General features: G+C 69.6%; 21 protein-coding genes and 1 tRNA gene. 6 read left to right on the forward strand and 16 right to left on the reverse strand.

The features are described from left to right. Window positions 1-2: 2 nt before the first annotated feature. The 14 genes from nuoK to DJ019_RS02955 all read right to left on the reverse strand — a co-directional run bounded on the left by nuoK (window position 3) and on the right by DJ019_RS02955 (window position 11,562). A complete protein-coding gene (gene nuoK, locus DJ019_RS02890; RefSeq protein ID WP_111274757.1) occupies window positions 3-308 on the reverse strand; it encodes an NADH-quinone oxidoreductase subunit NuoK in 306 nt (101 codons plus the stop codon). Beyond that, window positions 308-931, reverse strand: coding sequence for an NADH-quinone oxidoreductase subunit J (locus DJ019_RS02895; RefSeq protein ID WP_111274464.1), 624 nt, complete (start codon window positions 929-931; stop codon window positions 308-310). Before DJ019_RS02895 ends, nuoK begins: the two co-directional genes overlap by 1 nt. A 98-nt stretch (window positions 932-1,029) precedes the next feature. Continuing rightward, window positions 1,030-1,521: an NADH-quinone oxidoreductase subunit NuoI gene (nuoI, locus tag DJ019_RS02900; protein ID WP_111274465.1), complete on the reverse strand. Its 492-nt coding sequence runs from the start codon at window positions 1,519-1,521 to the stop codon at window positions 1,030-1,032. Continuing rightward, window positions 1,521-1,721, reverse strand: coding sequence for a hypothetical protein (locus DJ019_RS02905; protein WP_111274466.1), 201 nt, complete (start codon window positions 1,719-1,721; stop codon window positions 1,521-1,523). Before DJ019_RS02905 ends, nuoI begins: the two co-directional genes overlap by 1 nt. Next, window positions 1,718-2,809, reverse strand: coding sequence for an NADH-quinone oxidoreductase subunit NuoH (gene nuoH / locus DJ019_RS02910; protein WP_111274467.1), 1,092 nt, complete (start codon window positions 2,807-2,809; stop codon window positions 1,718-1,720). Before nuoH ends, DJ019_RS02905 begins: the two co-directional genes overlap by 4 nt. Window positions 2,810-2,812: 3 nt before the next feature. Further along, window positions 2,813-4,852 (reverse strand): NADH-quinone oxidoreductase subunit NuoG, encoded by a 2,040-nt coding sequence (gene nuoG, locus DJ019_RS02915; protein WP_111274468.1) that lies wholly within the window; start codon window positions 4,850-4,852, stop codon window positions 2,813-2,815. 6 nt (window positions 4,853-4,858) lie between these two features. Next, window positions 4,859-6,172, reverse strand: coding sequence for an NADH-quinone oxidoreductase subunit NuoF (gene nuoF / locus DJ019_RS02920; protein WP_111274469.1), 1,314 nt, complete (start codon window positions 6,170-6,172; stop codon window positions 4,859-4,861). Further along, window positions 6,172-6,843, reverse strand: a complete 672-nt coding sequence (gene nuoE, locus DJ019_RS02925; protein ID WP_111274470.1) for an NADH-quinone oxidoreductase subunit NuoE — start codon at window positions 6,841-6,843, stop codon at window positions 6,172-6,174. The genes nuoF and nuoE overlap by 1 nt, the downstream gene beginning before the upstream one ends. Before the next feature lie 10 nt (window positions 6,844-6,853). Next, the gene (locus DJ019_RS02930; protein ID WP_240606349.1) at window positions 6,854-7,204 is read right to left on the reverse strand and encodes a nuclear transport factor 2 family protein; all 351 of its coding nucleotides are present in this window, start codon (window positions 7,202-7,204) and stop codon (window positions 6,854-6,856) included. Further along, on the reverse strand, window positions 7,201-8,454 hold the full coding sequence (locus tag DJ019_RS02935; RefSeq protein WP_111274471.1) for an NADH-quinone oxidoreductase subunit D: 1,254 nt from the start codon (window positions 8,452-8,454) through the stop codon (window positions 7,201-7,203). Before DJ019_RS02935 ends, DJ019_RS02930 begins: the two co-directional genes overlap by 4 nt. After that, window positions 8,451-9,068, reverse strand: coding sequence for an NADH-quinone oxidoreductase subunit C (locus DJ019_RS02940; RefSeq protein ID WP_205854069.1), 618 nt, complete (start codon window positions 9,066-9,068; stop codon window positions 8,451-8,453). The genes DJ019_RS02935 and DJ019_RS02940 overlap by 4 nt, the downstream gene beginning before the upstream one ends. Window positions 9,069-9,076: 8 nt before the next feature. Further along, on the reverse strand, window positions 9,077-9,673 hold the full coding sequence (locus tag DJ019_RS02945; RefSeq protein WP_165843870.1) for a NuoB/complex I 20 kDa subunit family protein: 597 nt from the start codon (window positions 9,671-9,673) through the stop codon (window positions 9,077-9,079). Next, entirely contained in the window at window positions 9,643-10,020 is a 378-nt protein-coding gene (locus tag DJ019_RS02950; protein WP_111274474.1) for an NADH-quinone oxidoreductase subunit A, read from the reverse strand. Before DJ019_RS02950 ends, DJ019_RS02945 begins: the two co-directional genes overlap by 31 nt. Window positions 10,021-10,152: 132 nt before the next feature. Next, window positions 10,153-11,562 carry a cytochrome P450 gene (locus DJ019_RS02955; RefSeq protein WP_111274475.1) on the reverse strand — a complete coding sequence of 470 codons (1,410 nt, stop codon included), beginning with the start codon at window positions 11,560-11,562 and terminating at the stop codon, window positions 10,153-10,155. A 74-nt stretch (window positions 11,563-11,636) separates the two neighbouring features. Between DJ019_RS02955 and DJ019_RS02960 the strand changes: the two genes are divergently transcribed. The 3 genes from DJ019_RS02960 to DJ019_RS02970 all read left to right on the forward strand — a co-directional run bounded on the left by DJ019_RS02960 (window position 11,637) and on the right by DJ019_RS02970 (window position 14,532). Next, window positions 11,637-12,554, forward strand: coding sequence for a LysR substrate-binding domain-containing protein (locus DJ019_RS02960; protein ID WP_111274476.1), 918 nt, complete (start codon window positions 11,637-11,639; stop codon window positions 12,552-12,554). Window positions 12,555-12,655: 101 nt separating this feature from the next. Next, a tRNA-Asp gene (locus DJ019_RS02965) sits at window positions 12,656-12,732 on the forward strand. A gap of 78 nt (window positions 12,733-12,810) precedes the next feature. Next, entirely contained in the window at window positions 12,811-14,532 is a 1,722-nt protein-coding gene (locus DJ019_RS02970) for a DEAD/DEAH box helicase (protein WP_111274477.1), read from the forward strand. Here DJ019_RS02970 and DJ019_RS02975 read toward each other — a convergent pair. Together DJ019_RS02975 and DJ019_RS02980 are read right to left on the reverse strand one after the other, a co-directional pair. Further along, on the reverse strand, window positions 14,492-16,522 hold the full coding sequence (locus tag DJ019_RS02975; protein ID WP_133255235.1) for a hybrid sensor histidine kinase/response regulator: 2,031 nt from the start codon (window positions 16,520-16,522) through the stop codon (window positions 14,492-14,494). The two genes, DJ019_RS02970 and DJ019_RS02975, sit on opposite strands and share 41 nt — an antisense overlap. 317 nt (window positions 16,523-16,839) lie before the next feature. Then, on the reverse strand, window positions 16,840-19,005 hold the full coding sequence (locus DJ019_RS02980) for a penicillin acylase family protein (protein WP_111274479.1): 2,166 nt from the start codon (window positions 19,003-19,005) through the stop codon (window positions 16,840-16,842). A gap of 150 nt (window positions 19,006-19,155) precedes the next feature. On the opposite strand from DJ019_RS02980, the gene DJ019_RS02985 reads away from it, so the two are divergent. The 3 genes from DJ019_RS02985 (at window position 19,156) to DJ019_RS21510 (ending at window position 21,306) form a co-directional block, all read left to right on the forward strand. Further along, window positions 19,156-19,356: a hypothetical protein gene (locus DJ019_RS02985; protein WP_111274480.1), complete on the forward strand. Its 201-nt coding sequence runs from the start codon at window positions 19,156-19,158 to the stop codon at window positions 19,354-19,356. Between the two features lie 155 nt (window positions 19,357-19,511). Then, on the forward strand, window positions 19,512-21,134 hold the full coding sequence (locus DJ019_RS02990) for a PAS domain-containing hybrid sensor histidine kinase/response regulator (RefSeq protein WP_111274481.1): 1,623 nt from the start codon (window positions 19,512-19,514) through the stop codon (window positions 21,132-21,134). 43 nt (window positions 21,135-21,177) lie between these two features. Then, on the forward strand, window positions 21,178-21,306 hold the full coding sequence (locus tag DJ019_RS21510; RefSeq protein WP_276309963.1) for a hypothetical protein: 129 nt from the start codon (window positions 21,178-21,180) through the stop codon (window positions 21,304-21,306). Window positions 21,307-21,335: the final 29 nt, after the last annotated feature.

Here is a 21,335-nt window from a genome sequence, read left to right on the forward strand (position 1 = left end):
GATCAGCCCTTCATCATCGAGGCGTCGTCCACGGAGATGTCCCCGCGGTTACGGAAGAAGGTGACGAGGATGGCGAGGCCCACGGCGGCCTCGGCGGCCGCCACGGTCAGCACGAACATGGCGAAGATCTGCCCGGTGACGTTCCCCAGGTACGCCGAGAAGGCCACCAGGTTGATGTTCACCGCGAGCAGGATCAGCTCGATCGACATCAGGATGACGATGATGTTCTTCCGGTTCACGAAGATGCCGAAGACGCCGATCGTGAACAGGATGGCCGCCACGGCCAGGTAGTGTGCGAGGCCGATGATCATTCCCCGATCCCTTCGCCCGGCTTGGGGTTGGCGATCTTCATCCCGGTCTTGGGCGAGCGCAGCACCTGGTCCATGACGACCTGGCGCCGGACGCCCGGCTTGTGGCGCAGGGTCAGCACGATCGCGCCGATCATGGCCACCAGCAGCACCAGCCCCGAGGCCTGGAAGAAGTAGACGTAGTCCGTGTAGAGCACCCGCCCGATCGCCTCGGCGTTCGGAGCGTCCATGCCGAAGCCCGAGGCCATCGGCGTGTCGTTGTGGGCCGCGGCGCCCTTGGTGGCGACCGTCGAGGCCACCAGCACCATCTCGGCGGCCAGGAACACCGCGATCAGCAGGCCCAGCGGCATGTACTGCGCGAAGCCCTGCCGCAGCGCGGCGAAGTCCACGTCCAGCATCATGACGACGAATAGGAAGAGCACCGCCACGGCGCCCACGTAGACGACCACCAGCAGCATCGCGAGGAACTCCGCGCCCATGAGGACGAAGAGGCCCGCGGCCGAGAAGAAGGTCAGGATCAGCCACAGCACCGAGTGCACCGGGTTGCGGGCCGAGACCACGCAGAACCCGGCGATCACGGTGACCGCCGCCATGACGTAGAATGCGATCGCCTGCAGGGCCATTCGGCTCTTCTTTGTCCCTCGAATTGCTCAGGTCCGACGAGGACCCGTGCGGTCCCTGACGGCAGTCGAATTGCGGCGCTCGGATTCGCGCCGGGTGTTTATCGGTACGGCGCGTCCAGTTCCAGATTCTTCGCGATCTCGCGCTCCCACCGGTCGCCGTTATCCAGCAGGCGCTCCTTGTCGTAGTAGAGCTCCTCGCGGGTCTCGACGGCGAACTCGATGTTCGGGCCTTCCACGATGGCGTCCACCGGGCAGGCCTCCTGGCACAGGCCGCAGTAGATGCACTTGACCATGTCGATGTCGTAGCGGGTCGTCCGGCGCGAGCCGTCCTCACGCGGTTCGGCCTCGATGGTGATCGCCTGCGCCGGGCACACCGCCTCGCAGAGCTTGCAGGCGATGCAGCGCTCTTCCCCGTTGGGATAGCGGCGCAGCGCGTGCTCGCCGCGGAAGCGCGGGCTCTGCGGGTTGCGCTCGTGCGGGTACTGCACGGTCTTCTTCGGCGCGATCATGTACTTCATGCCGAGGCCGAAAGCCCCCGCGAAGTCCAAGAGCGCCGCGCCCTTCAGCGCCTGTCCGATCCGGTTCAGCATCAGTTCTTCTCGCAGGCGTAGTCGTCGAGGAACTTGGCGTCGCCGTTCTTCTGGAGACGCAGGGTTCCCCCCTTGTCCGCGCAGGCCTTCTGCGCGGTCCTGAGGTCGTCGTAGGTGGCCAGGCCGCCGCTGTTGCCGAACCCGGCGCCCGAAGCGCACGCGGTCAGGGCCAGGGCGCCCAGGAGGACGAGGGCCTTCATCCGATCGGCCCCCGTCCATAGACGAGCCAGCCGGCCATGACGCACACGGCCACCAGCGACGCGGGCAGGAACACCTTCCAGCCCAGCCGCATGAGCTGGTCGTAGCGGTACCGGGGCACGATCGCCTTCACCATGGCGAACATGAAGAAGAAGAAGATGACCTTCCCGAAGAACCACATGAAGTGGAAGAAGCTGGCGGCCGTCGGCGACCAGGCGCTGGTGAAGTCGGTTGGGAACGGCGCGTGCCAGCCGCCGAAGAAGAGCACGGTGATCATCGCGCACATCAGCACGATGTTCGAGTACTCGCCGATCATGAACAGCAGGTACGGCGTGGAGGAGTATTCCACCTGATAGCCGGCGACGAGTTCGGATTCGGCCTCCGGCAGGTCGAACGGAGGACGGTTCGTCTCCGCCAGGGCCGAGATGAAGAAGATCACCGTCATGGGGATCATCACCAGGGCGCCGACGAGACCGGGAAGGCCGCCGCCGCCGCCGAGCACGTTCCAGTTCCAGAACCCACCGGCCTGCTTCTCGACGATCGTGCCGAGGTTCATCGAGCCGGCCAGCAGGATCACCGTGATGATCACGAAACCGATCGAGACCTCGTAGCTGACCATCTGCGCCGCCGAGCGCAGGGAGCCGAGGAACGGGTACTTCGAGTTCGACGCCCAGCCGCCCATGATGATGCCGTAGACGCCGAGCGAGCTGATCGCGAACAGGTAGAGGATGCCGACATTGATGTCGGCCACCACCCAGCCGGGGGCCAGCGGGATCACCGCCCAGGCGCCGAACGCCAGGACGAAGCTGATCAGCGGCGCCAGCAGGAACACCGCCTTGTCCGCGCCGGCCGGGATCACCACCTCCTTCAGCACGAACTTGATAAAGTCGGCGAAGGACTGCAGCAGGCCGAACGGGCCGACCACGTTGGGGCCCTTGCGCATCTGCACGCCGGCCCAGATCTTCCGGTCCGCCAGCAGCAGGAAGGCGAGCGACAGCAGCACCCAGATGGTCACCGCCAGGACCTGGCCGACCGTCAGCAGCACCCAGCCGCCCGGCGTGGCCCAGAAATCCGTCGTGGTGGCGTTCATGCCCTACTCCGCCGCGATCTTGGCAGCGCCCGAGGCGGTCTGCGCGCATTCGGCCATCGTCACGCTGGCGCGGGCGATGGGGTTGGTGAGGTAGAAATTGGCCACGGCGCTCCACAGCGGCGTGTCCGATAGATCGCCCTTCCGGCCCAGGGCGGCGAAGTCGACCGCCGCCGGCGTCTCGGCCACATAGCCGATGCGGCCGAAGCTCGGATGCTCGGCGAACAGCTTGCCCCGCAGTTCGTCCAGGCTGTCGTACGGCAGCTTGGCGCCGACCCGCTCGCTCAGCGCCCGCAGGATCGCCCAGTCCTCCCGGGCCTCGCCCTTCGGGAACACGGCGCGGAAGCCCATCTGCACCCGGCCCTCGGTGTTCACATAGAGGCCGTTCTTCTCGGTGTAGGCCGCGCCCGGCAGGATCACGTCGGCGCGGTGCGCCCCGGCGTCGCCGTGCGTGCCCAGATAGACGACGAACGCGTCGGTCTGCTTCAGGTCGATCTCGTCGGCGCCCAGCAGGACCAGCAGGTCCGCGCCACCCTTGGCGACCAGTTCGCCGGCGGTCTTGCCGCCCTCGCCCGGGACGAAGCCCAGGTCCAGGCCGCCGACCCGGCTGGCCGCGGTGTGCAGCACGTTCCAGGTCATGCCGAAGGTCTTGGCGACGCCCGCCGCCGCAGCCAGCACGGCCGCGCTGTCGGCGCGGGTCAACGCGCCGGCCCCGACGATGATCGCCGGCTTCTTCGCCGCCTTCAGCCCAGTGACGAAGTCCGACTTCGACTTGGCGAGACCCGCGAGGGCCGAGGCGCCGTCGCCCAGGTGGGTATAGCTGTAGGTCAGGTCGGCCTGCGGGCCGATCACGCCGACCTGCAGCGCGCCGGCCAGCCAGCGCTTGCGCAGGCGGGCGTTCAGCACCGGCGCCTCGAGGCGCGGATTGCTGCCGACCAGCAGAACAAAGTCCGCGTCTTCAATACCTTGGATCGAGGAGTTGAACAGCCAGCTCTCGCGCTGGCCATCGCCGAGGACCATCCCGTCCTGCCGGCAGTCGAGGCTCTTCACCCCCAGGCCGCCGAACAGGTCGAGGGCGGCCTTCATCGACTCCGCGTCCTGCAGGTCGCCGGCGATCACGCCGATGCGGTCCGGGCTGGTCGCCTTGATCCTGGCCGCCACCACGTCCAGGGCCTCGGCCCAGGTCGCGGGCTTCAGCTTGCCGTTCTCGCGGACGTACGGCCGGTCCAGCCGCTGGCGGCCCAGGCCGTCGACGGCATAGCGCGTCTTGTCCGAGATCCACTCCTCGTTGACCGCCTCGTTGATGCGCGGCAGCACGCGCAGCACCGCCGGCCCGCGGGCGTCGACTCGGATCGCCGAGCCCAGCGCGTCCATCACGTCGACGCTCTCGGTCTTCTTCAGCTCCCAGGGCCGAGCGTTGAACGCATACGGCTTGCTGGTCAGGGCGCCGACCGGGCAGAGATCGATGACGTTGGCCGACAGTTCCGACGCCACGGCCTTGTCGAGATAGGTCGTGATTTCAACGTCTTCGCCGCGCGAGATGAGACCGATGTCCGGCACCCCGGCCACTTCTGTGATGAAGCGGACGCAGCGCGTGCACTGGATGCAGCGGGTCATCACCGTCTTGATGAGCGGACCCATATGCTTTTCCTCGACCGCGCGCTTGTTCAGCGCGTAGCGGGAATCGTCGCGGCCATAGCCCATGGCCTGGTCCTGCAGGTCGCACTCGCCGCCCTGGTCGCAGATCGGGCAGTCCAGCGGGTGGTTGATGAGCAGGAACTCCATCACCCCGTGGCGCGCCTTCTTCACCATCGGCGTGTCGGTGAAGATCTCCTGCCCTTCGGCGGCCGGCAGCGCGCAGGACGCCTGCGGCTTCGGCGGACCGGGCTTCACCTCGACCAGGCACATCCGGCAGTTGCCGGCGATGCTCAGGCGCTCGTGATAGCAGAAGCGCGGGATCTCCTTGCCGGCGAGCTCGCAGACCTGGAGGACGTTCATCCCCGCTTCGAACTCGACCTCGACCCCGTCGACCTTGGCGATAGGCATTAGTCGCTACTCCGCCGCGATGCTGGCGCCGGCATAAGAGCCCCTGCGCGCGCGGTAATTGGTGATCCGCTCCTCCACCTCGTGGCGGAAGTGGCGGAAGAGGCCCTGGATCGGCCACGCGGCCGCATCGCCCAAGCCGCAGATGGTGTGGCCTTCCACCTGGCTGGCCACGTCGAGCAGCATGTCGATCTCCGACATCTCCGCCTCGCCCGTCGCCATCCGCTCCATGACCCGCCACATCCAGCCGGTGCCCTCGCGGCACGGCGTGCACTGGCCGCAGCTCTCGTGCTTGTAGAAATAGCTGGCCCGGGCGATGGCCTTCACCAGGTCGGCGTCCTTATCGAACACGATCATGGTGCCGGTGCCGAGGCCCGAGCCGCGCGCGGCCAGGTCCTCGTAGGTCATGATCGCCTCGTCGCACTGGTCGGCAGGGATCATCCGCACCGAGATCCCGCCCGGGATCACGGCCTTCAGGTTGCTCCAGCCGCCACGCACGCCGCCGAAGTGGTCCTCGATCAGCTGCTTGACGCTGATCCCGACCGCGTCCTCGACCACGCAGGGTTTGTTGAGGTGGCCCGAGCCGGCGAACAGCTTGGTGCCGGTCGACTTCTCGGTGCCGAAGCCAGCGAACCACTCCGCGCCGCGGCGCAGGATCGTGCCGACGACCGAGATCGTCTCGACGTTGTTCACCGTCGTCGGGCAGCCGTAGATGCCGGCGCCGGCCGGGAACGGCGGCTTCAGGCGCGGCTGGCCCTTCTTGCCCTCGAAGCTCTCCATCAGCGCGGTCTCGTCGCCGCAGACGTAGGCCCCGCCCCCGTGCTGGATGCCGACGTCGCAGTCCCAGCCGTGGATGTTGCCCTTGCCGATCAGCTTGGCGTCGTAGGCCTGCTTGATCGCCGCCGTCAGGCGCTCGCGCTCATGCACGTACTCGCCGCGGATGTAGATATAGGCCTGGTGCGAACGCATCGCCCGGCAGGCGATGAGGCAGCCCTCGATCAGCAGGTGCGGGTCGTTGCGCAGGATCTCGCGGTCCTTGCACGCGCCCGGCTCCGACTCGTCGGCGTTGACCAGCAGGTAGTGCGGACGCTCGCTCTCCTGCTTGGGCATGAAGGTCCACTTCAGGCCCGTGGCGAAGCCCGCACCGCCGCGGCCGCGCAGGCCCGAGGCCTTGATCTGGTCGCAGATCCACTCGGGCGTCTGGGCGACGATGTCCTTCGTCCCGTTCCACGCGCCGCGCGACTTCGCGCCCTCCAGCGTCCAGTCGTGCTGGCCGTAGAGGTTGAGGAAGATGCGGTCCTTGTCGGCGAGGATGCCCGCCATCACGCCTTCTCCTTGGTCGGCTTGGCCGGCAGGTTCGGGATCTTGATCTTCTTGCCCAGCGAACCGTCGTACAGCTTGGGATCGGTCAGGGTCGTCGGGCCGCCCGCGGGCGCCGAGTTCTGGCGGCCGATCTCCGACCCCGGCGGCGGGTTCTTGCCGGCCGCGAAGTCGTCCAGCAGCTTCTCGAGACCCTCGGGGGTGAGGTCCTCGTAGTAGTAGTCATTGATGGCCGCCATCGGCGCGTTCGAGCACGCGCCCAGGCATTCCACTTCCTGCCAGTAGAACTTGCCGTCGGCCGAGCGATGGTTCTGCGGCCCGATCTTCTTCTTGCAGACCGCCATCAGCGCCTCGGCGCCGCGCACCTGGCAGGGCGTCGTGCCGCACACCTGCACCAGCGCATGGGTGCCCACCGGCTCCAGCATGAACATGGTGTAGAAGGTCACCACCTCCAGCACCCGGATCACCGGCATGCCGAGCAGTTCGGCGACGGCGCGGATCGCGGGCTCGCTGACCCAGCCTTCCTGCTTCTGCACCAGCCACAGCACGGGCACCACGGCCGACTGCTGCTTCCCGGCCGGGAAGTTGGCCATCCAGGCCTTGGCCTTCTCCAGCGTCTCGGGCGTGAACTCGAAGCTGGCCGGCTGGTTCGGCGATAGTCTGCGGACGCTCAAGGCCTCGCCCTCACTTCACGAAGTCCACGCGGACGATCTTGCCGCCCGCGATGGTGTAGATCGGCGCCACTTCGAACGACTCTCCACCCGGCGCGCGCTCGACGGCCTCGTGGTCGATGACGTTCGCGCCGACGACGATGCGGTTCTTCAGCTCGGCCCGGTTCTGCGGGAAATCCGCGAACAGCTTGGCGTGGCGCTCGCGGATAGCCGCCAGCCCCCGGGTCGCGATCTCGCCGTTGTAGGCGCCCAGCACCGCGTCGTCCGCATAGAAGCGGCAGAAGGCGTCCAGGTCCTGGGCGTTGTAGGCGTCGAGCTGGCCCTGCACGATCTCGGCGGGCGAAAGGTTGGTCGGCGCGGTCACCGGTCGATCTCCCCGAACACGATGTCCAGCGAACCCAGGATCGCCGAGACGTCGGCCAGCATGTGGCCGCGGTTCATCCAGTCCATGGCCTGCAGGTGCGGATAGCCCGGCGCGCGGATCTTCAGGCGGTACGGCTTGTTGGTGCCGTCGCTCACCAGATAGACGCCGAACTCGCCCTTCGGCGCCTCGACGCAGCCGTAGACCTCGCCCGGCGGGGTCCGATAGCCCTCGGTGAACAGCTTGAAGTGGTGGATGAGCGCCTCCATCGAGCGCTTCATCTCCCCGCGGCTCGGGGGGGCGACCTTGTTGTCCTCGGTCTTCACCGGCCCGGGCGACTTCAGCAGCGCCTCGCAGCACTGCTTCATGATCTTCGTCGACTCCCGCATCTCCTGCATCCGGCAGAGGTAGCGGTCGTAGCAGTCGCCGTGCACGCCCAGCGGAATGTCGAATTCCATGTCGTTGTAGGCGGCGTAGGGCTGGCTGCGGCGCAGGTCCCAGGCGATGCCCGAGCCGCGCACCATCACGCCGGAGAAGCCCCAGCGGATCGCCTCGTCCTTGCTCACCACGCCGATGTCGACGTTGCGCTGCTTGAAGATGCGGTTGTCGGTGATCAGGCCTTCGATGTCGTCGCAGACCTTCGGGAAGTGGTCGCACCAGTCCGAGATGTCGCGCACCAGCGCTTCGGGCAGGTCCTGGCGCACGCCGCCGACGCGATAGTAGTTGGCGTGCATCCGGGCGCCCGATGCGCGCTCGTAGAACACCATCAGCTTCTCGCGCTCCTCGAAGCCCCACAGCGGCGGGGTGAGCGCGCCGACGTCCATCGCCTGGGTCGTCACGTTGAGCAGGTGGTTCAGGATCCGCCCGATCTCGTCATACAGCGTGCGGATCAGCAGGCCCCGGTACGGGACCTCGATGCCCAGCAGCTTCTCGATCGCCAGGCAGTAGGCGTGCTCCTGGTTCATGGGCGCCACGTAGTCGAGGCGGTCCATGTACGGGATCGTCTGCTGGTAGGGGCGCGCCTCCACCAGCTTCTCGGTGCCCCGGTGCAAGAGGCCGATGTGCGGGTCGACCCGCTCGACGACCTCGCCGTCCAGCTCGAGCACCAGGCGCAGAACGCCGTGCGCCGCCGGGTGCTGCGGGCCGAAGTTGATGTTGAACTTGCGGATCCTGGTCTCGCCCTCGGCGAGCTGCAGGTCGTTGTCGAAGCCGCCCACGTCGGAGGCTTGCGCAGGTGCGTTGGCGCCGGTCATGCCTTGCCCTCACCCTTCTCGTCGCCCGGCAGCACGGTCGGCGCGAACCCGCGCTCCATGCCTTCCCACGGCGAGAGGAAATCCCAGTTGCGCCACTCCACCGACTTCACCGGCTCGTAGACCACCCGCTTCAGCTCCTCGTCGTAGCGGACCTCGACGTAGCCGGTCATCGGGAAGTCCTTCCGCAGCGGGTGGCCGTGGAAGCCGTAGTCGGTGAGGATCCGCCGAAGGTCGGGGTGACCGTCGAAGAAGATCCCGTACATGTCGAACGCCTCGCGCTCGTACCAGTCGGCGCAGGGGAACACCTCGACGGCCGACGGGACGGCGGTGTCCTCGTCGGTCTGCACCTTCAGGCGGATGCGCTGGTTCTTGGTCATCGACAGCAGGTGGTAGACCACGTCGAAGCGCCGCTCGCGCTCCGGATAGTCGGCCCCGCAGAGGTCGACGAGCTGGTGGAAGCCGTACTGGTCGCGAAGCTGGGTCAGCGCCTGCAGCACCCGGCCCGCCGGGCCCGTCAGCGTCAGCTCGCCGAAGGCCACGTGGGCGGACGTCACCGCGCCCGTCGCGTTCGCCACGATTTCCTGGCCGAGCGCTTCCAGCTCGGACGTCGTCATGGGCCAGCTCATCGCACGATCGTCCCGGTGCGGCGGATCTTCTTCTGCAGCTGCAGCACGCCGTAGACCAGCGCCTCGGCGGTCGGCGGGCAGCCCGGGACATACACGTCCACCGGCACCACGCGGTCGCAGCCGCGCACCGTCGAATAGCTGAAGTAATAGTAGCCGCCGCCGTTGGCGCAGCTGCCCATCGAGATCACGTACCGCGGCTCTGGCATCTGGTCGTAGACCTTGCGCAGGGCCGGAGCCATCTTGTTTACCAGCGTGCCGGCGACGATCATCACGTCGCTCTGCCGCGGGCTGGCGCGCGGCGCGAAGCCATAGCGCTCCAGGTCGTAGCGCGGCATCGAGGCCTGCATCATCTCGACCGCGCAGCAGGCCAGGCCGAACGTCATCCACATCAGCGAGCCGGTGCGCGCCCAGGTGATGAGGTCGTCGACGCTCGCCGTCACGAAGCCCTTGTCGGCCAGGCGCTGCGAGACGCCGTCGAAGAACGGGTCGTGCTTCTTCGGGTCGTAGCCCTCGACCGTGGTCCGGCCGGCGGACAGGGCCGGCGCCGAATTGGGGGGGACGATCACTCCCATTCCAGGGCGCCCTTCTTCCACTCGTAGATGAACCCGACGGTGAGGACGCCGAGGAACGACATCATCGACCAGAAGGCGAACTGGGCCTGCTCGGCCGGCAGCTTCATGAGCGACACCGCCCACGGGAACAGGAACGCCACTTCCAGGTCGAAGATGATGAAGAGGATCGACACGAGGTAGAACCGCACGTCGAATTTCATCCGCGCGTCGTCGAAGGCGTTGAAGCCGCATTCGTACGACGACAGCTTCTCCGGGTCGGGCGCCGTTGGCGCCAGCACGACCGCGGCCAGGATGAAGGCGATGCCCAGCGCCGCCGCGATCCCAAGGAAGATCACGATGGGCAGGTACTCGAGCAGGAAGGCGTTCATGGAGTCTCCGGAGGGAGTCGCGGCGCCCTTCTAGACCGATCATTCCGGCGTTTCAAACAGGGCTTGTGCGACGCGAAATCGCCCCCATGCGAACCTTTGCGAATGCGTCGCAAACGCTCGCAACCCAGGCGCTCACAGCCGTCGCGCCATGAGCTGCACACCTGTCGCTGGCCGCAGGGCGATGTCGGCCCGGGGCCAGGCGTCGTGGCCCGCCACGGGTTCGAACGCGAACGCCGTCAGCCAGCGCGACAGGAGGATCAGCGCCTCGGCCTGGGCGAAGGCCATGCCGATGCAGATTCGCGGGCCGGCGCCGAACGGCAGGTACTGATAGCGGTGCATCCCTGCCCGCCCCTCGGGGTCGAAGTTCTCCGGATTGAACTCGTCCGGCCGGTCCCAGAGCGTCCGGTGCCGGTGCAGCACCCAGGGCCAGATGGTCACCATGTCGCCCTTCCGCACCGGCTCGCCGCACAGCACGTCGTCGTCCAGGGCCTCGCGGTCGATGCGATGCACGGGCGGATACAGCCGGAGCGTCTCGTCCCACACCATCTTCAGATATGGCAGGCGCTCGGGGACGGCGGCGGGGTCGCCGTCCCGCCAGGCCGCCACCGCCTCCTCCCGCGCCCAGGCCTGCGCCTGCGGATCTCGGCTCAGCAGATAGAGCGCCCACGCCAGCCCGTTGGCCGTGGTCTCGTGCCCCGCGACGAAGAAGGTCATGGCGTTGTCGAGCGTCAGGCGCTGCGCGTCCTCCCGGCCGTGCTCGGCGCTGAAGGCCTGGAGCAGCCGGGTGATGAAGTCGTCCGGCGGGCTGTCGGCCGCGGCGCGTGTCCGGATCATCGCCGCCATCCGGGTCCTCAGCCGCCGCCGCGCCGCCCGTCCGCGCCGCTGCGCCGGCGCCCAGTCCAGCGCCTCCAGGCCGAAGACCTGCCCCAGCCGCAGTTCGCCCTCGCCCGCCAGCAGGTCGCGCACATCGCCCGCCGCGTCATCGAACGCCATGCCGCTGGCGCCCGAGAACAGCGCGCCGTCGATCACGTCCAGGGTCGTCCGCGTCGCCTCGGCGGCCATGTCGACCGCGGCGTCGGTCCGGATGCGGGCGCAGCTCCGGTCGGCCACGCCGGCCACCAGCGGCGCCGCGGCGGCCACCGCGGCCGGAGCGAACGCGGAAGCCATCAGGCGCCGCTGGCCGCGCCAGGCCTCCCCCTCGGCGTTCAGCAGCCCTTCGCCGATCATCCGGCGCATCATTCGGCGCACCAGCCAGGGCCGGCCGTAGTTGGCGGCGTTGTCCAGCAGCACCCGCTTGATCGCGTCGGGGTCGTTCAGCCCGTGATAGGTCAGGTGCAGCACGCGCATCCGCCGGTAAGGCCGCTCGAACGCCTCCCGGGGCAGCGCCGTCAACGGATTCCGCGCCATGCGCCGGTCGAACAGCATCCTGAGGCCGGGGTCGCGCTCGAGCGGCTCCGGCGCCGGGGGGCGAAATCGCAGGCTGGGGAGGGCGATTTCCGCGGCGGCGGCGTGTGGCATCTTCGGCTGAACCTCGCGTTCCACGCAGGAACATCCCTGGATTGCGATCCCGGGCAAAACGATATAACCGCGATACTCTTGTGAGTTCAGATCACAAGATGGGCGGCCTCGCGGACCGCCGGCCCCTGCCCTCGCTGACCGCGCTCAGGGCGTTCGAGGCCTTCGCGCGCCTGGGACAGATGACCCTCGCCGCCGACGAGCTTTGCGTCACCCACGGCGCGATCAGCCGCCAGATCCGCAGCCTGGAGACGACCCTGGGGCTCGCCCTCACAGAAGGGCCGCGGCATCGCCTGCGCCTCACCGACGGGGGCGCACGGCTGGCGGCCGCGCTCTCCGGCGCCTTCGGCCAGGTGGATGCCGCGCTGGCCGACCTTCGGGGCGACCTGCACGCCGAGCTGCGCCTGTCCTGTGTGGGCACCCTGGCCATCCGCTGGCTCATCCCGCGCCTGCCGGCCTTCCACGCCCGTCACCCGGAAGTCCGGGTCAGGGTGACCGAATCCTACGCGCCGGTGGATTTCGCCCGAGACCGGTTCGACGCCGCCATCCGCGTCAACGAGACGGCCCCCATCGTCGGGGCCGAGGCCGTGGCCTTCCTCGACAATTTCCACGGCCCCGTCGTGGCCCCGGCGCTGCTGGGCGATGGCCCGACGGGCCTTGAGGGCCTCACGCGGCTGACGACCGGCTCCCGTCAGACGGCCTGGGCGGAATGGGAGCAGCACTCGGGCATCCGCCTGCCCGAGCCGCCGGACGTCCAGGAGTTCGAGCACATCTTCTATACGCTGGAGGCCGCCGCCGCGGGCCTGGGCGTCGGGCTGACCCCGTGGGTCTATGTCGCCGCCGATGTCGCCGCCGGCCGGCTGGCCGCGCCGCTCGGCTTCGCGCCCACGCCCTCCCGATTCTGGTTCCTCACCCCGGCGGGCCCCCAGAAACCGGCGGTCGCCCGGTTCCGCGACTGGCTCATCGAAGAGGCGGGGAACGTCGCGCCGCCCCCGAGCGCGGTCCGCACCGCTGCCTGAGCGCATTTTTCCGCGACCGAACGTCCGTCTTCCACTCTCCCGTTGACACGATTCCGACAGCCCCATATGAGGGCCGCCTTCGCAGCGCCGGACGGCATTGCGCGGGTGTAGCTCAGTTGGTTAGAGCGCCGGCCTGTCACGCCGGAGGTCGCGGGTTCGAGCCCCGTCACTCGCGCCACTTCCGGTGGCGGACCCCCTTACGAACGAGCAGACTCCTGACGCCAGGCGCTGTCCGCTTGCGCACCCGGAGCCATTGATGCCCTTCCCTGCCAGCCACCCGGCGCTCGCCCGCGCGCTCGACGCGCAAGGCTATCGCGAACCCACCCCCGTCCAGGCCGCGGTCCTCGAGGCCGAGCCGGGCCGCGACCTGCTGGTCTCGGCCCAGACCGGCTCGGGCAAGACCGTGGCCTTCGGCCTCGCCGCCGCCCCGACCCTCCTGGGGGACGCCGAACGGTTCGGCCGCGCCGAATCGCCCCTGGCCCTGGTGATCGCGCCGACGCGCGAACTCGCCCTGCAGGTCGCCCGCGAGCTGGGCTGGCTCTATGCCGAGGCCGGCGCCCGCATCGCCACCTGCGTCGGCGGCATGGACGCGCGCGCCGAACAACGCGCCCTCGCCGCCGGCGTCCACATCGTCGTCGGCACGCCCGGCCGCCTGCGCGACCACCTGGAGCGCGGCAACCTCGACCTCTCCGCCGCCCGCGTCGTCGTGCTCGACGAGGCCGACGAAATGCTCGACATGGGCTTCCGCGAGGACCTCGAGGAGATCCTCGACGCCGCCCCGGCCGAACGCCGCACCTTCCTGTTCTCGGCCACCATCGCCAAGGACATCGCCGCCCTCGCCCGCCGCTATCAGCGCGACGCGGTGCGCATCGACACCATCCGCCGCGACGAGAGCCACGGCGACATCGAGTACCGCGCCGTCCGCGTCGCTCCGAACGACGTCGAGCACGCCATCGTCAACCTGCTGCGCTATTTCGAAAGCCCCGGCGCGCTGATCTTCTGCGCCACCCGAGAGCAGGTGCGCCACCTGCACGGGGTCCTGCGCGAGCGCGGCTTCGGCGTCGTCCAGCTCTCGGGCGAGCTCAGCCAGAAGGAGCGCGCCGACGCCCTCCAGGCTCTGCGGGACGGCCATGCCCGCGCCTGCGTCGCCACCGACGTCGCCGCCCGGGGCCTGGACCTGCCCGAGCTGGGCCTCGTCATCCACGCCGCCCTGCCGGCCAACACCGCCACGCTGCTCCATCGCAGCGGCCGCACGGGCCGCGCCGGCCGCAAGGGCGTCTCCGCCCTGGTCGTGCCCTACACCAAGCGCCGGCAGGCCGAGCGCCTGCTCGACCTGGCCCGCGTCGACGTGGTCTGGTCGGGCGCGCCGACGCCTGACGAGATCCGCGCCCGCGACCAGGCGCGCATGCTCGACGATCCGCTGCTCGCCGCCGAGCCGGCGGCCGAGGATCTGGAGCTCGGTCGTCGCCTGCTGGAGGGACGCAGCGCTGAGGCCGTGGCGGCCGCGCTCGTCCGCCTCTATCGCTCCCGCCTGCCGGAGCCCGAGGAACTGTTCGACGACGGCGCGCCGAGCGGTCCCGAGCCGCGCCGCGAGCGGCCGCCGTCGAACATCCCGGCGGCGGACGGCGTCTGGTTCCGCCTGCCCGTGGGCCGCGCCAAGAACGCCGACCCCAAGTGGCTGGTGCCACTGATCTGCCGCCTGGGCCACGTGACCAAGGCCGATATCGGCCTCATCCGCATCTTCGACCGCGAGACCAAGTTCCAGATCGCGCCGGCTGCCGAGGCGCGTTTCCTCGAAGCGGTCCGCGCCACGGCCGACGCCGGCGAGATGCGGATCGAATCCACGACGCCGCCGGCGGCCCAGGGTCCGCGCCAGGGGCCCCGCCCCGACAGACCTCCGGGCAAGCCTCGCTTCGCGGGGAAGCCCGGCGCCGGGCCTAGGCCGAAGCCGCCTCGCGGTCCGAAGCGCCCGCGCTGAGCACCTCGTCCAGCGCACCGTAGAAGGTCGACAGGTCCAGCGGCTTGGCGATGTGTCCGTCCATGCCCGCGTCCAGGTACGACTCGATCTGGTGGCTCATGACATTGGCCGTCAGCGCTAGGATCGGCGTCGTGGGCCCGCCCCGCCGCGCCTCCAGCTCGCGGATCGCCTGGGTGGCGTCCAGGCCGTTCATCCGAGGCATCTGGACGTCCATGAGCACGACGTCGAAGGCGCCGCGGGAGAAGGCCTCGACCGCTTCAAGCCCGTCGGCGACCATGGTCACCTCGGCCCCCAGCGGCTCGAGCAGCGCGCGCAGGACGAGCTGGTTGGTGGCGTTGTCCTCGGCGGCCAGCACCCTCAGCGGCGCGTCCCGCACGAACGCCGGGGGCGTCTCCACCGGCGGCGGCGGCGGGGGCCGCACGATCTCTCCCGCCGACCGGCGCAGCGGCATCACGACCGTGAAGATCGAGCCTTCCCCCGGGCGGCTGGTCGCCTCGATGGTTCCGCCCATCATCTGGACCAGCCGGTGCGAGATCGCCAGCCCCAGGCCCGTGCCGCCGTAGCGGCGCGTGGTCGAGGCGTCCGCCTGGGCGAACTTGCTGAACAGCTTCGGCAGCTTGCTGCGCTCGATGCCGATCCCGGTGTCGCTGACCACGAACCGGACGCCGCGCGGCGTCGCGTCCACGGCAAGCGCGACCCGGCCCTGGTCGGTGAACTTCACGGCGTTCGAGACGAGGTTCGACAACACCTGACGTAGCCTCAAGCCGTCCCCGATCCACACGCCGGCGACCGTCGGGTCCACGGTGTGGTCGAGCGCCAGGTTCTTGGCCGCCGCGACCCCGGCGAACGTTCCGCACACCCGTTCGGTCAGCTCGTCGACCCGGAACGGCGCTTCCACGATCTCCAGCTTGCCCGCTTCGATCTTCGACAGGTCCAGCACGTCGTTCAACAACGACAGCAGCGTCGCCCCGGACTCCCGGATGACCCTCAGCCGCCCCCGCTGGTCGGGCGACAGGTCGTGCGCCTCCATGACCTGGGCCATCCCGAGCACGCCGTTCAGCGGCGTGCGGATCTCGTGGCTCATGTTGGCGATGAAGTCCGACTTGGCGCGATCGCCCGCCTCGGCGCGGTCCCGCTCCCGCACCACGTCCTCGGCCAGGCCCCTCACCCGCAGGACCACCACCGCCACGAGGAGCATCATCATCGCGCCGACCCCGGCGATCTCCCAGGCGGCGTTCCGATAGACGCCCACCCCTGGGCGCTCGGGCTTCCAGGCCATGCGCCCTACGATCTCGCCGCCGGGGCCCGTCAGCGTCACCGCGGGCCGGGTTCGGCTTCCCGGCGGCAGCAGTCGGGCCGCCTTCAAGCCATAGTCCGCCTCCAGGCTCGCGAGGTAGGTGGGACCGATCTTGATGGCGGTGACCACGACGGTTTCCGGGCCGACCAGCAGGGGCCGCTCATATTCAGGCTCGGGCACGATGGTCGCCGCCCCCGCGATGAACAGCTGATCGCCGACCTTCAGCGCGGCTTCCGCCGCCCCGAACCGATCGAACCCCAGTGCGTCCGGGTTCCGGGAGATCTTCTCGGCCGTCGCCCGCCGCGCGTTGGCGGCGAGGGGGACGGCCGCCCTGGCGAACGGCGCGAGGCTGCGGGGATCCACGGTCGCCCCGTCGACCGACGCATAGATCACCCTGTCGCCGGCATCGAAGACCAGGCTCAGGTCATGCCCCATGTACGGATGGAAGTAGTCGCCGTAGTTGATCTGGGCCCACTCGGGATCATAGTCCCTCGCGGTCCTGTCATAGGCGTCCGACCACACCGCCACCGACGCCAGCTCGTCCCGCAGCCGCGACTCCCGGCGCGCGATCACGCGCTCCATGAGGCGGGTTTCCCGCGCCTCGGTGAGCCGATCCACGGCCGCTCCCGAATACCAGATCAGCGCCCCGCACCCGGCGAGGACGATCAGCGCCGCGGCGATGGCCAGCGCCATCACGGCGTTGGGCGATGCCCACGCGCGGTCCCTGGCCTCACCGCCCAAATCGCGCCTCCCCGCCGCACGATCCCCGATCGGCCGCTCTCCCGGCGCCGTCCGCGGACGTGAAGTCGTAGCGCATGCGAAGCTTGGCCATGGCGCGCGAATCGTCGCGCCCCGGGACCTTGGGCGCTCGGGGGATAGCCCGAAGGCGAGGCTGTCGCATGAGCGCGACTAATCACGCGCACGGCTAACAGAGCCTTGCGCGCACGCCGCGACAACCGGTCCCACGCGCTGGAGTCGTCCTCGGCGAAACTGCGCCCGAAGGCTGACGGCTATTCGCCCGGCCGATAGGTCCGACGCGCGTGCGCGGCCACCTCCTCCGGATGGAAGCGGACCTCGCGCAGGTCGCCGTCCGCGTATCGCTGGGCCTGGTCGGCGAAATGCGGCGACGCCGGGTCGCCGCTCTCACCGCCGGCGCTCACGGCCCGCGCTCGCACCTTCGGGCCGAACTCCACCACCGCCACGAAGCTGTTGCCGCTGGTCCCGTAGTACCGCTTCGTCCCCGGATAGCGCCGCGCCCCGAATGAGGCGAGCGAGCCCCACTGGCCCGACGTGAACGGCACGGCGATCGACGGCGCATCGTCCTTGAACGCCTGGGTGATGTCTCCCGTCAGGCGCTGATAGCGGTTGATCTCGCCCCACGGCGTCCTCCAGCTCCCGAAGTCGGCCGCCAGCCGGTCGGTCGCCTCGGCCAGCGCCTGCAGCTTCTCCGCGGCGCTCGTGTGCAGGACCATCTGGTCGTAGGTGTTGCGCCCGGCCGCCTTCGCCGCTGGGACCGCCTTGGCCCACAGCGCCTCGCCCCAGAACACCGCCAGCGCGGTCTCCGTCGACTCCTTGCTCCAGCGGCGGTCCCAGGCCTTCAGCGCGGCCATCTGGTCGCCCAGCCGGGCCCTCAGCGGATCGCCCTCCGGCGTCGCCTCATAGGCCTCCGCCAGCGCCGGGATCAGCCGGTCGAACGCCGGCAGCGCCGGGTCGTAGGCCGCGGTCACCAGCCCATCCAGCGTCCAGGCGCCGGATCCGCTCAGCAGGTTCAGCGCATGCACGCCCCGGGGGTTCTCGCCGAAGGTGTCCATGTATTTCGGGAACGCCTCGCGCCGGGAGCTGTCCGACCCCGCGTTCGAGTACGGCCAGTTGTTGGTGTTGAACGCCCAGCCGCTGTCCGGCGACTTCACCTCGGGCCGCTCGCCGGCCGGATGCAGCCCCTTCCAGTCCGTCGCCGGGTCCGCGCCATCCACCGGCTTGGTGTAGTCGAACCGATCGTCCCGCACCGGGATGAACTGGGGGTGCAGGTAGGCGATCGCCCCCTTCGCGTCCGCAAACAGCGTGTTGTTCGACGAGTTGGCCCGATAGGTCTCGGCCACCCGCGCGAATTCGGGCAGGTCCTTCGCCTTCGTCCGCAGGAACGACTGCGACAGGGCCGCCGCCGGCTTGTGCATCAGCGCCATGGCGATCCAGCGATCGCCCTCCGCCCGCACGATCGGACCGTGGTGGGTCCGATAGGTGGTGAACGTCCGCTGGCCGGACGTCCCGTCGTCCCGGCGGAACGCCAGCGTCACCTCCCGCGTCTCCATCGGCCTGGCCTCGCGTCCGTAGCGGTACCTCAGCGCGCCCGACGTTCGGACGATCGTCTCGGCGAACTCGTCCACCACGTCCACGCCGCTGGAGGTGTGCATCCACCCCGCCGTCGCGTTGAACCCCTGGTAGATAAAGAACTGACCCCAGGTGACCGCCCCGTAGGCGTTCAGCCCCTCCTCGCTCGTCACCTGCAGCTCCGAGCGGAAGAAGAAGCTGGTGTGGGGATTGATCAGCAGCAGCGCCCGCCCGTCCTTCGTCAGCTTCGGCGCAATGGCGATCCCGTTGGATCCGGTCGGTTCGCGGAACACGAACGGCATTTCGGCCTCGGCCGTGCGGGTTCCGCCATAGAAAGCTTCCAGCTCCTTCAGCGACACGCGCTCGATGTCGCCCCCGATGCTGCCCTCGGTGAAGCTCAGGGCCATCCAAGGCTCGAAGCGGGTGATCACCTTCGGCTTCACCGCCGGGTGGGTGGCCAGGTAGTGGTTCAGCCCCGCCGCCCAGGCGTCCATCAGCGCCCTCAGCCACGCCGGGCTCTTGGCGTATTCGCTCTTGAGTTCGGCCGGATCGATCCACAGGCGCTGGCGCAGGTCCTGCCAGATCGCCGCCTCGCCCTCGGCCTCGGCCACGCGGCCCAGGGCGGTGAGGTAGTTCATCTCCACGCGGTTGAAGTCGTCCTCGGCCTGGGCGAAGGCCATGCCGAACACCGCGTCCGCGTCGGTCTTGCCTCGCACATGGGCGATGCCCCAGTCGTCCCGGGTGATCGTCACCCGCGCCGCCTGCGCCTTCCAGTCGGCCGGCCCCTCGGCCGCGGCGGCCGGCAGGGCAAGGAGGAACAGGGCCAGGCCGTAAGCAGCAGGACGCACGCGCGGGTCTCCAGGATCGGGAAAGCCGCCACCTCGCCCGTCCGGCGCCGCCTTGTCCAGCCCGCGCCCGGCTGTGCGGCCTTGTCACGCTTGGAGGCCATGCGGACTCACGTTCTCATCGCCCTCGGGACTGGGTTCATGGAGTGGAGCATGCCCGACGCCACCTACGTCGCCTTCGTGCCCAACGGCATGAGCGCCAAGCTGCGCAACGTCCTGCAGCAGGAAGACACCGGCGCCATCACCTGGCGCGAGCGCAAGGTCATGTTCGGTTCGGAGTTCTACTTCTCCGGCCCGCCCAAGCTGGCCCGCGCGACGCACGCCTACGTCAGCCAGTGGGTGGTTGGTCACTAGAATCCCGGGACGCTCGGAACCGATTTTCACGCCTTGACGAATATCAAGTTCGACGAACCCCCATTGCTCTAGCTGCCCCGGTTCGAGTGATGGGGGTGTGTAATGGGACAATTTGTCCTGGGTAGGCCGCGCATGTGCGTCGGCAAGGTGGCGCCATGACCAGCGCCGACGGCCCTGATTCCCCCTCTCCGTCCGAATCCCTCCCTGAAGCGCTGCGGGGCCGCCTGGATCAGGTCCTCGCCAGCATCCTGGGCATCGCGACCGAGGGCATCATCGTCCTCGACGCCGCCATGCGCATCGTCGTCTTCAGCGAGGGCGCCGAGGCCATCTTCGGCTATCGCGCCGCCGAGGTCCTGGGCAGCAACATCGAGATCCTGGTGCCGGAGGACCGGCGCGGCGTCCACCGTCGACACGTGACCCGGTTCCGGTCCGGCGGCGAATCCTCCCGCGCGATGCTCGCCCGCACCGACATCGAGGGCCTCTGCAAGGACGGCCGGATCGTCCCGGTGGAGATCGGTCTCTCCCGCCTCGCCGCCGGCAAGGACCGGCTCTTCACCGCCATCGTCCGCGATGTCACCGACCGCCGCGAGGCCGAGGCCGCGCTCAACCGCGCGGTCCGCGAGGCCACCGCAGCCAACGACGCCAAGAGCGCCTTCCTCGCTCAGATGAGCCACGAGATCCGCACGCCCCTCAACGGCGTCCTTGGCATGGCCCAGGCGATGGCCCGCGAGGAACTCGCCCCGCGCCAACAGGAACGGCTGCGGGTCCTGCGCGAATCCGGCGAGGCCCTGCTGGCCATTCTCAACGACATCCTCGACATCTCCCGTATCGAATCCGGGCGCATGACCCTGGAGGACGTCGAGTTCGACGTCGGCGGACTGGCCCACAGCGTGCGCGAGACCTTCTCCGCCGTGGCTACCCAGAAGGGGCTCGCCTTCTCGGTCAGCGTGACCTCCGGCGCGGCGGGGACCTACCGAGGCGATCCGCTCCGGCTGCGCCAGATCCTCAGCAACCTCGTCTCAAACGCGCTCAAGTTCACCGACGCCGGCGCGGTGTCGGTGGTGCTCGGCGCCTCGCGCGGCGCCCTGGTCGCGACGGTCCAGGACACCGGCATCGGCATCCCCCCGGACGTGCTCCAACGGCTGTTCACGAAGTTCGAGCAGGGCGACGCCTCGATGAGCCGCCGCTACGGCGGCACGGGCCTCGGCCTCGCCATCTGCCGGGATCTCGCGGCGCTGATGGGCGGCGACATCGCTGTGGAGAGCACCCTGGGCGACGGCGCGACCTTCCGGCTGCGCCTGCCGCTGCCCCGGGTCCGCGCCCCGCGCCGCATGGCGCCGCCCGCCCCCCCGTCCGCCACCGTGATCATGAACCCGGGCGAACGGGCCCTGCGGCTGCTGGTGGCCGAGGACAACCCCACCAACCAGGCCGTCATCCGCGCCATCCTGGAGGTCGTCCAGATCGAGCCGGAGGTGGTGGCCGACGGCCAGGCCGCGGTCGAGGCCTGGGAGGACGGCCACTGGGACCTGATCCTCATGGACGTGCAGATGCCCCGCATGGACGGCGTCACCGCCACGTCCATGATCCGCGGCCGGGAAGCCGCGGAGGGCCTTCCGCGCACGCCGATCGTCGCCCTGACCGCCAACGCCATGGAGGATCAGGTGCGCGAGTACCGTCAGGCCGGCATGGACCTGGTGGTCACCAAGCCCATCCGCGCCGAGGAGCTCTTCGCCGCGCTCTCCGCGATCCTCGACGACACCCGGACCGCCGCGGGCTGATCCCCCGCTTGTCAGGGCCGGTGGCCGGGCGTACGGCGAAGGCATGAGCCCATCGCCGCCCCCTGAACGCGACCCCGCCGCCGAACGCCGCGCCAAGCTGCTCGGGCGCCTGATGCTGGTCGGCTTCTTTCTGCTGGTGGCCCTCTACTTCGTGCCGTCCTTCCTGCGGTGACCGCCTCGCCGTTCGGGGAGCGGCCGGGG

Source organism: Phenylobacterium kunshanense, assembly GCF_003254525.1.
GTDB lineage: Bacteria > Pseudomonadota > Alphaproteobacteria > Caulobacterales > Caulobacteraceae > Phenylobacterium > Phenylobacterium kunshanense.

Coding starts and splice junctions, on each gene's coding strand:
- nuoH (WP_111274467.1), bottom strand. CDS start 2,809: ATGAACGCCACCACGACGGATTTCTGGGCCACGCCGGGCGGCTGGGTG.
- DJ019_RS02950 (WP_111274474.1), bottom strand. CDS start 10,020: ATGAACGCCTTCCTGCTCGAGTACCTGCCCATCGTGATCTTCCTTGGG.
- nuoG (WP_111274468.1), bottom strand. CDS start 4,852: ATGCCTATCGCCAAGGTCGACGGGGTCGAGGTCGAGTTCGAAGCGGGG.
- DJ019_RS02975 (WP_133255235.1), bottom strand. CDS start 16,522: ATGGCGCTGGCCATCGCCGCGGCGCTGATCGTCCTCGCCGGGTGCGGG.
- DJ019_RS02940 (WP_205854069.1), bottom strand. CDS start 9,068: ATGACGACGTCCGAGCTGGAAGCGCTCGGCCAGGAAATCGTGGCGAAC.
- DJ019_RS02960 (WP_111274476.1), top strand. CDS start 11,637: ATGGGCGGCCTCGCGGACCGCCGGCCCCTGCCCTCGCTGACCGCGCTC.
- DJ019_RS21510 (WP_276309963.1), top strand. CDS start 21,178: ATGAGCCCATCGCCGCCCCCTGAACGCGACCCCGCCGCCGAACGCCGC.
- DJ019_RS02970 (WP_111274477.1), top strand. CDS start 12,811: ATGCCCTTCCCTGCCAGCCACCCGGCGCTCGCCCGCGCGCTCGACGCG.
- DJ019_RS02935 (WP_111274471.1), bottom strand. CDS start 8,454: ATGACCGGCGCCAACGCACCTGCGCAAGCCTCCGACGTGGGCGGCTTC.
- DJ019_RS02985 (WP_111274480.1), top strand. CDS start 19,156: ATGCCCGACGCCACCTACGTCGCCTTCGTGCCCAACGGCATGAGCGCC.
- DJ019_RS02905 (WP_111274466.1), bottom strand. CDS start 1,721: ATGAAGGCCCTCGTCCTCCTGGGCGCCCTGGCCCTGACCGCGTGCGCT.
- DJ019_RS02990 (WP_111274481.1), top strand. CDS start 19,512: ATGACCAGCGCCGACGGCCCTGATTCCCCCTCTCCGTCCGAATCCCTC.
- DJ019_RS02895 (WP_111274464.1), bottom strand. CDS start 931: ATGGCCCTGCAGGCGATCGCATTCTACGTCATGGCGGCGGTCACCGTG.
- nuoI (WP_111274465.1), bottom strand. CDS start 1,521: ATGCTGAACCGGATCGGACAGGCGCTGAAGGGCGCGGCGCTCTTGGAC.
- nuoF (WP_111274469.1), bottom strand. CDS start 6,172: ATGGCGGGCATCCTCGCCGACAAGGACCGCATCTTCCTCAACCTCTAC.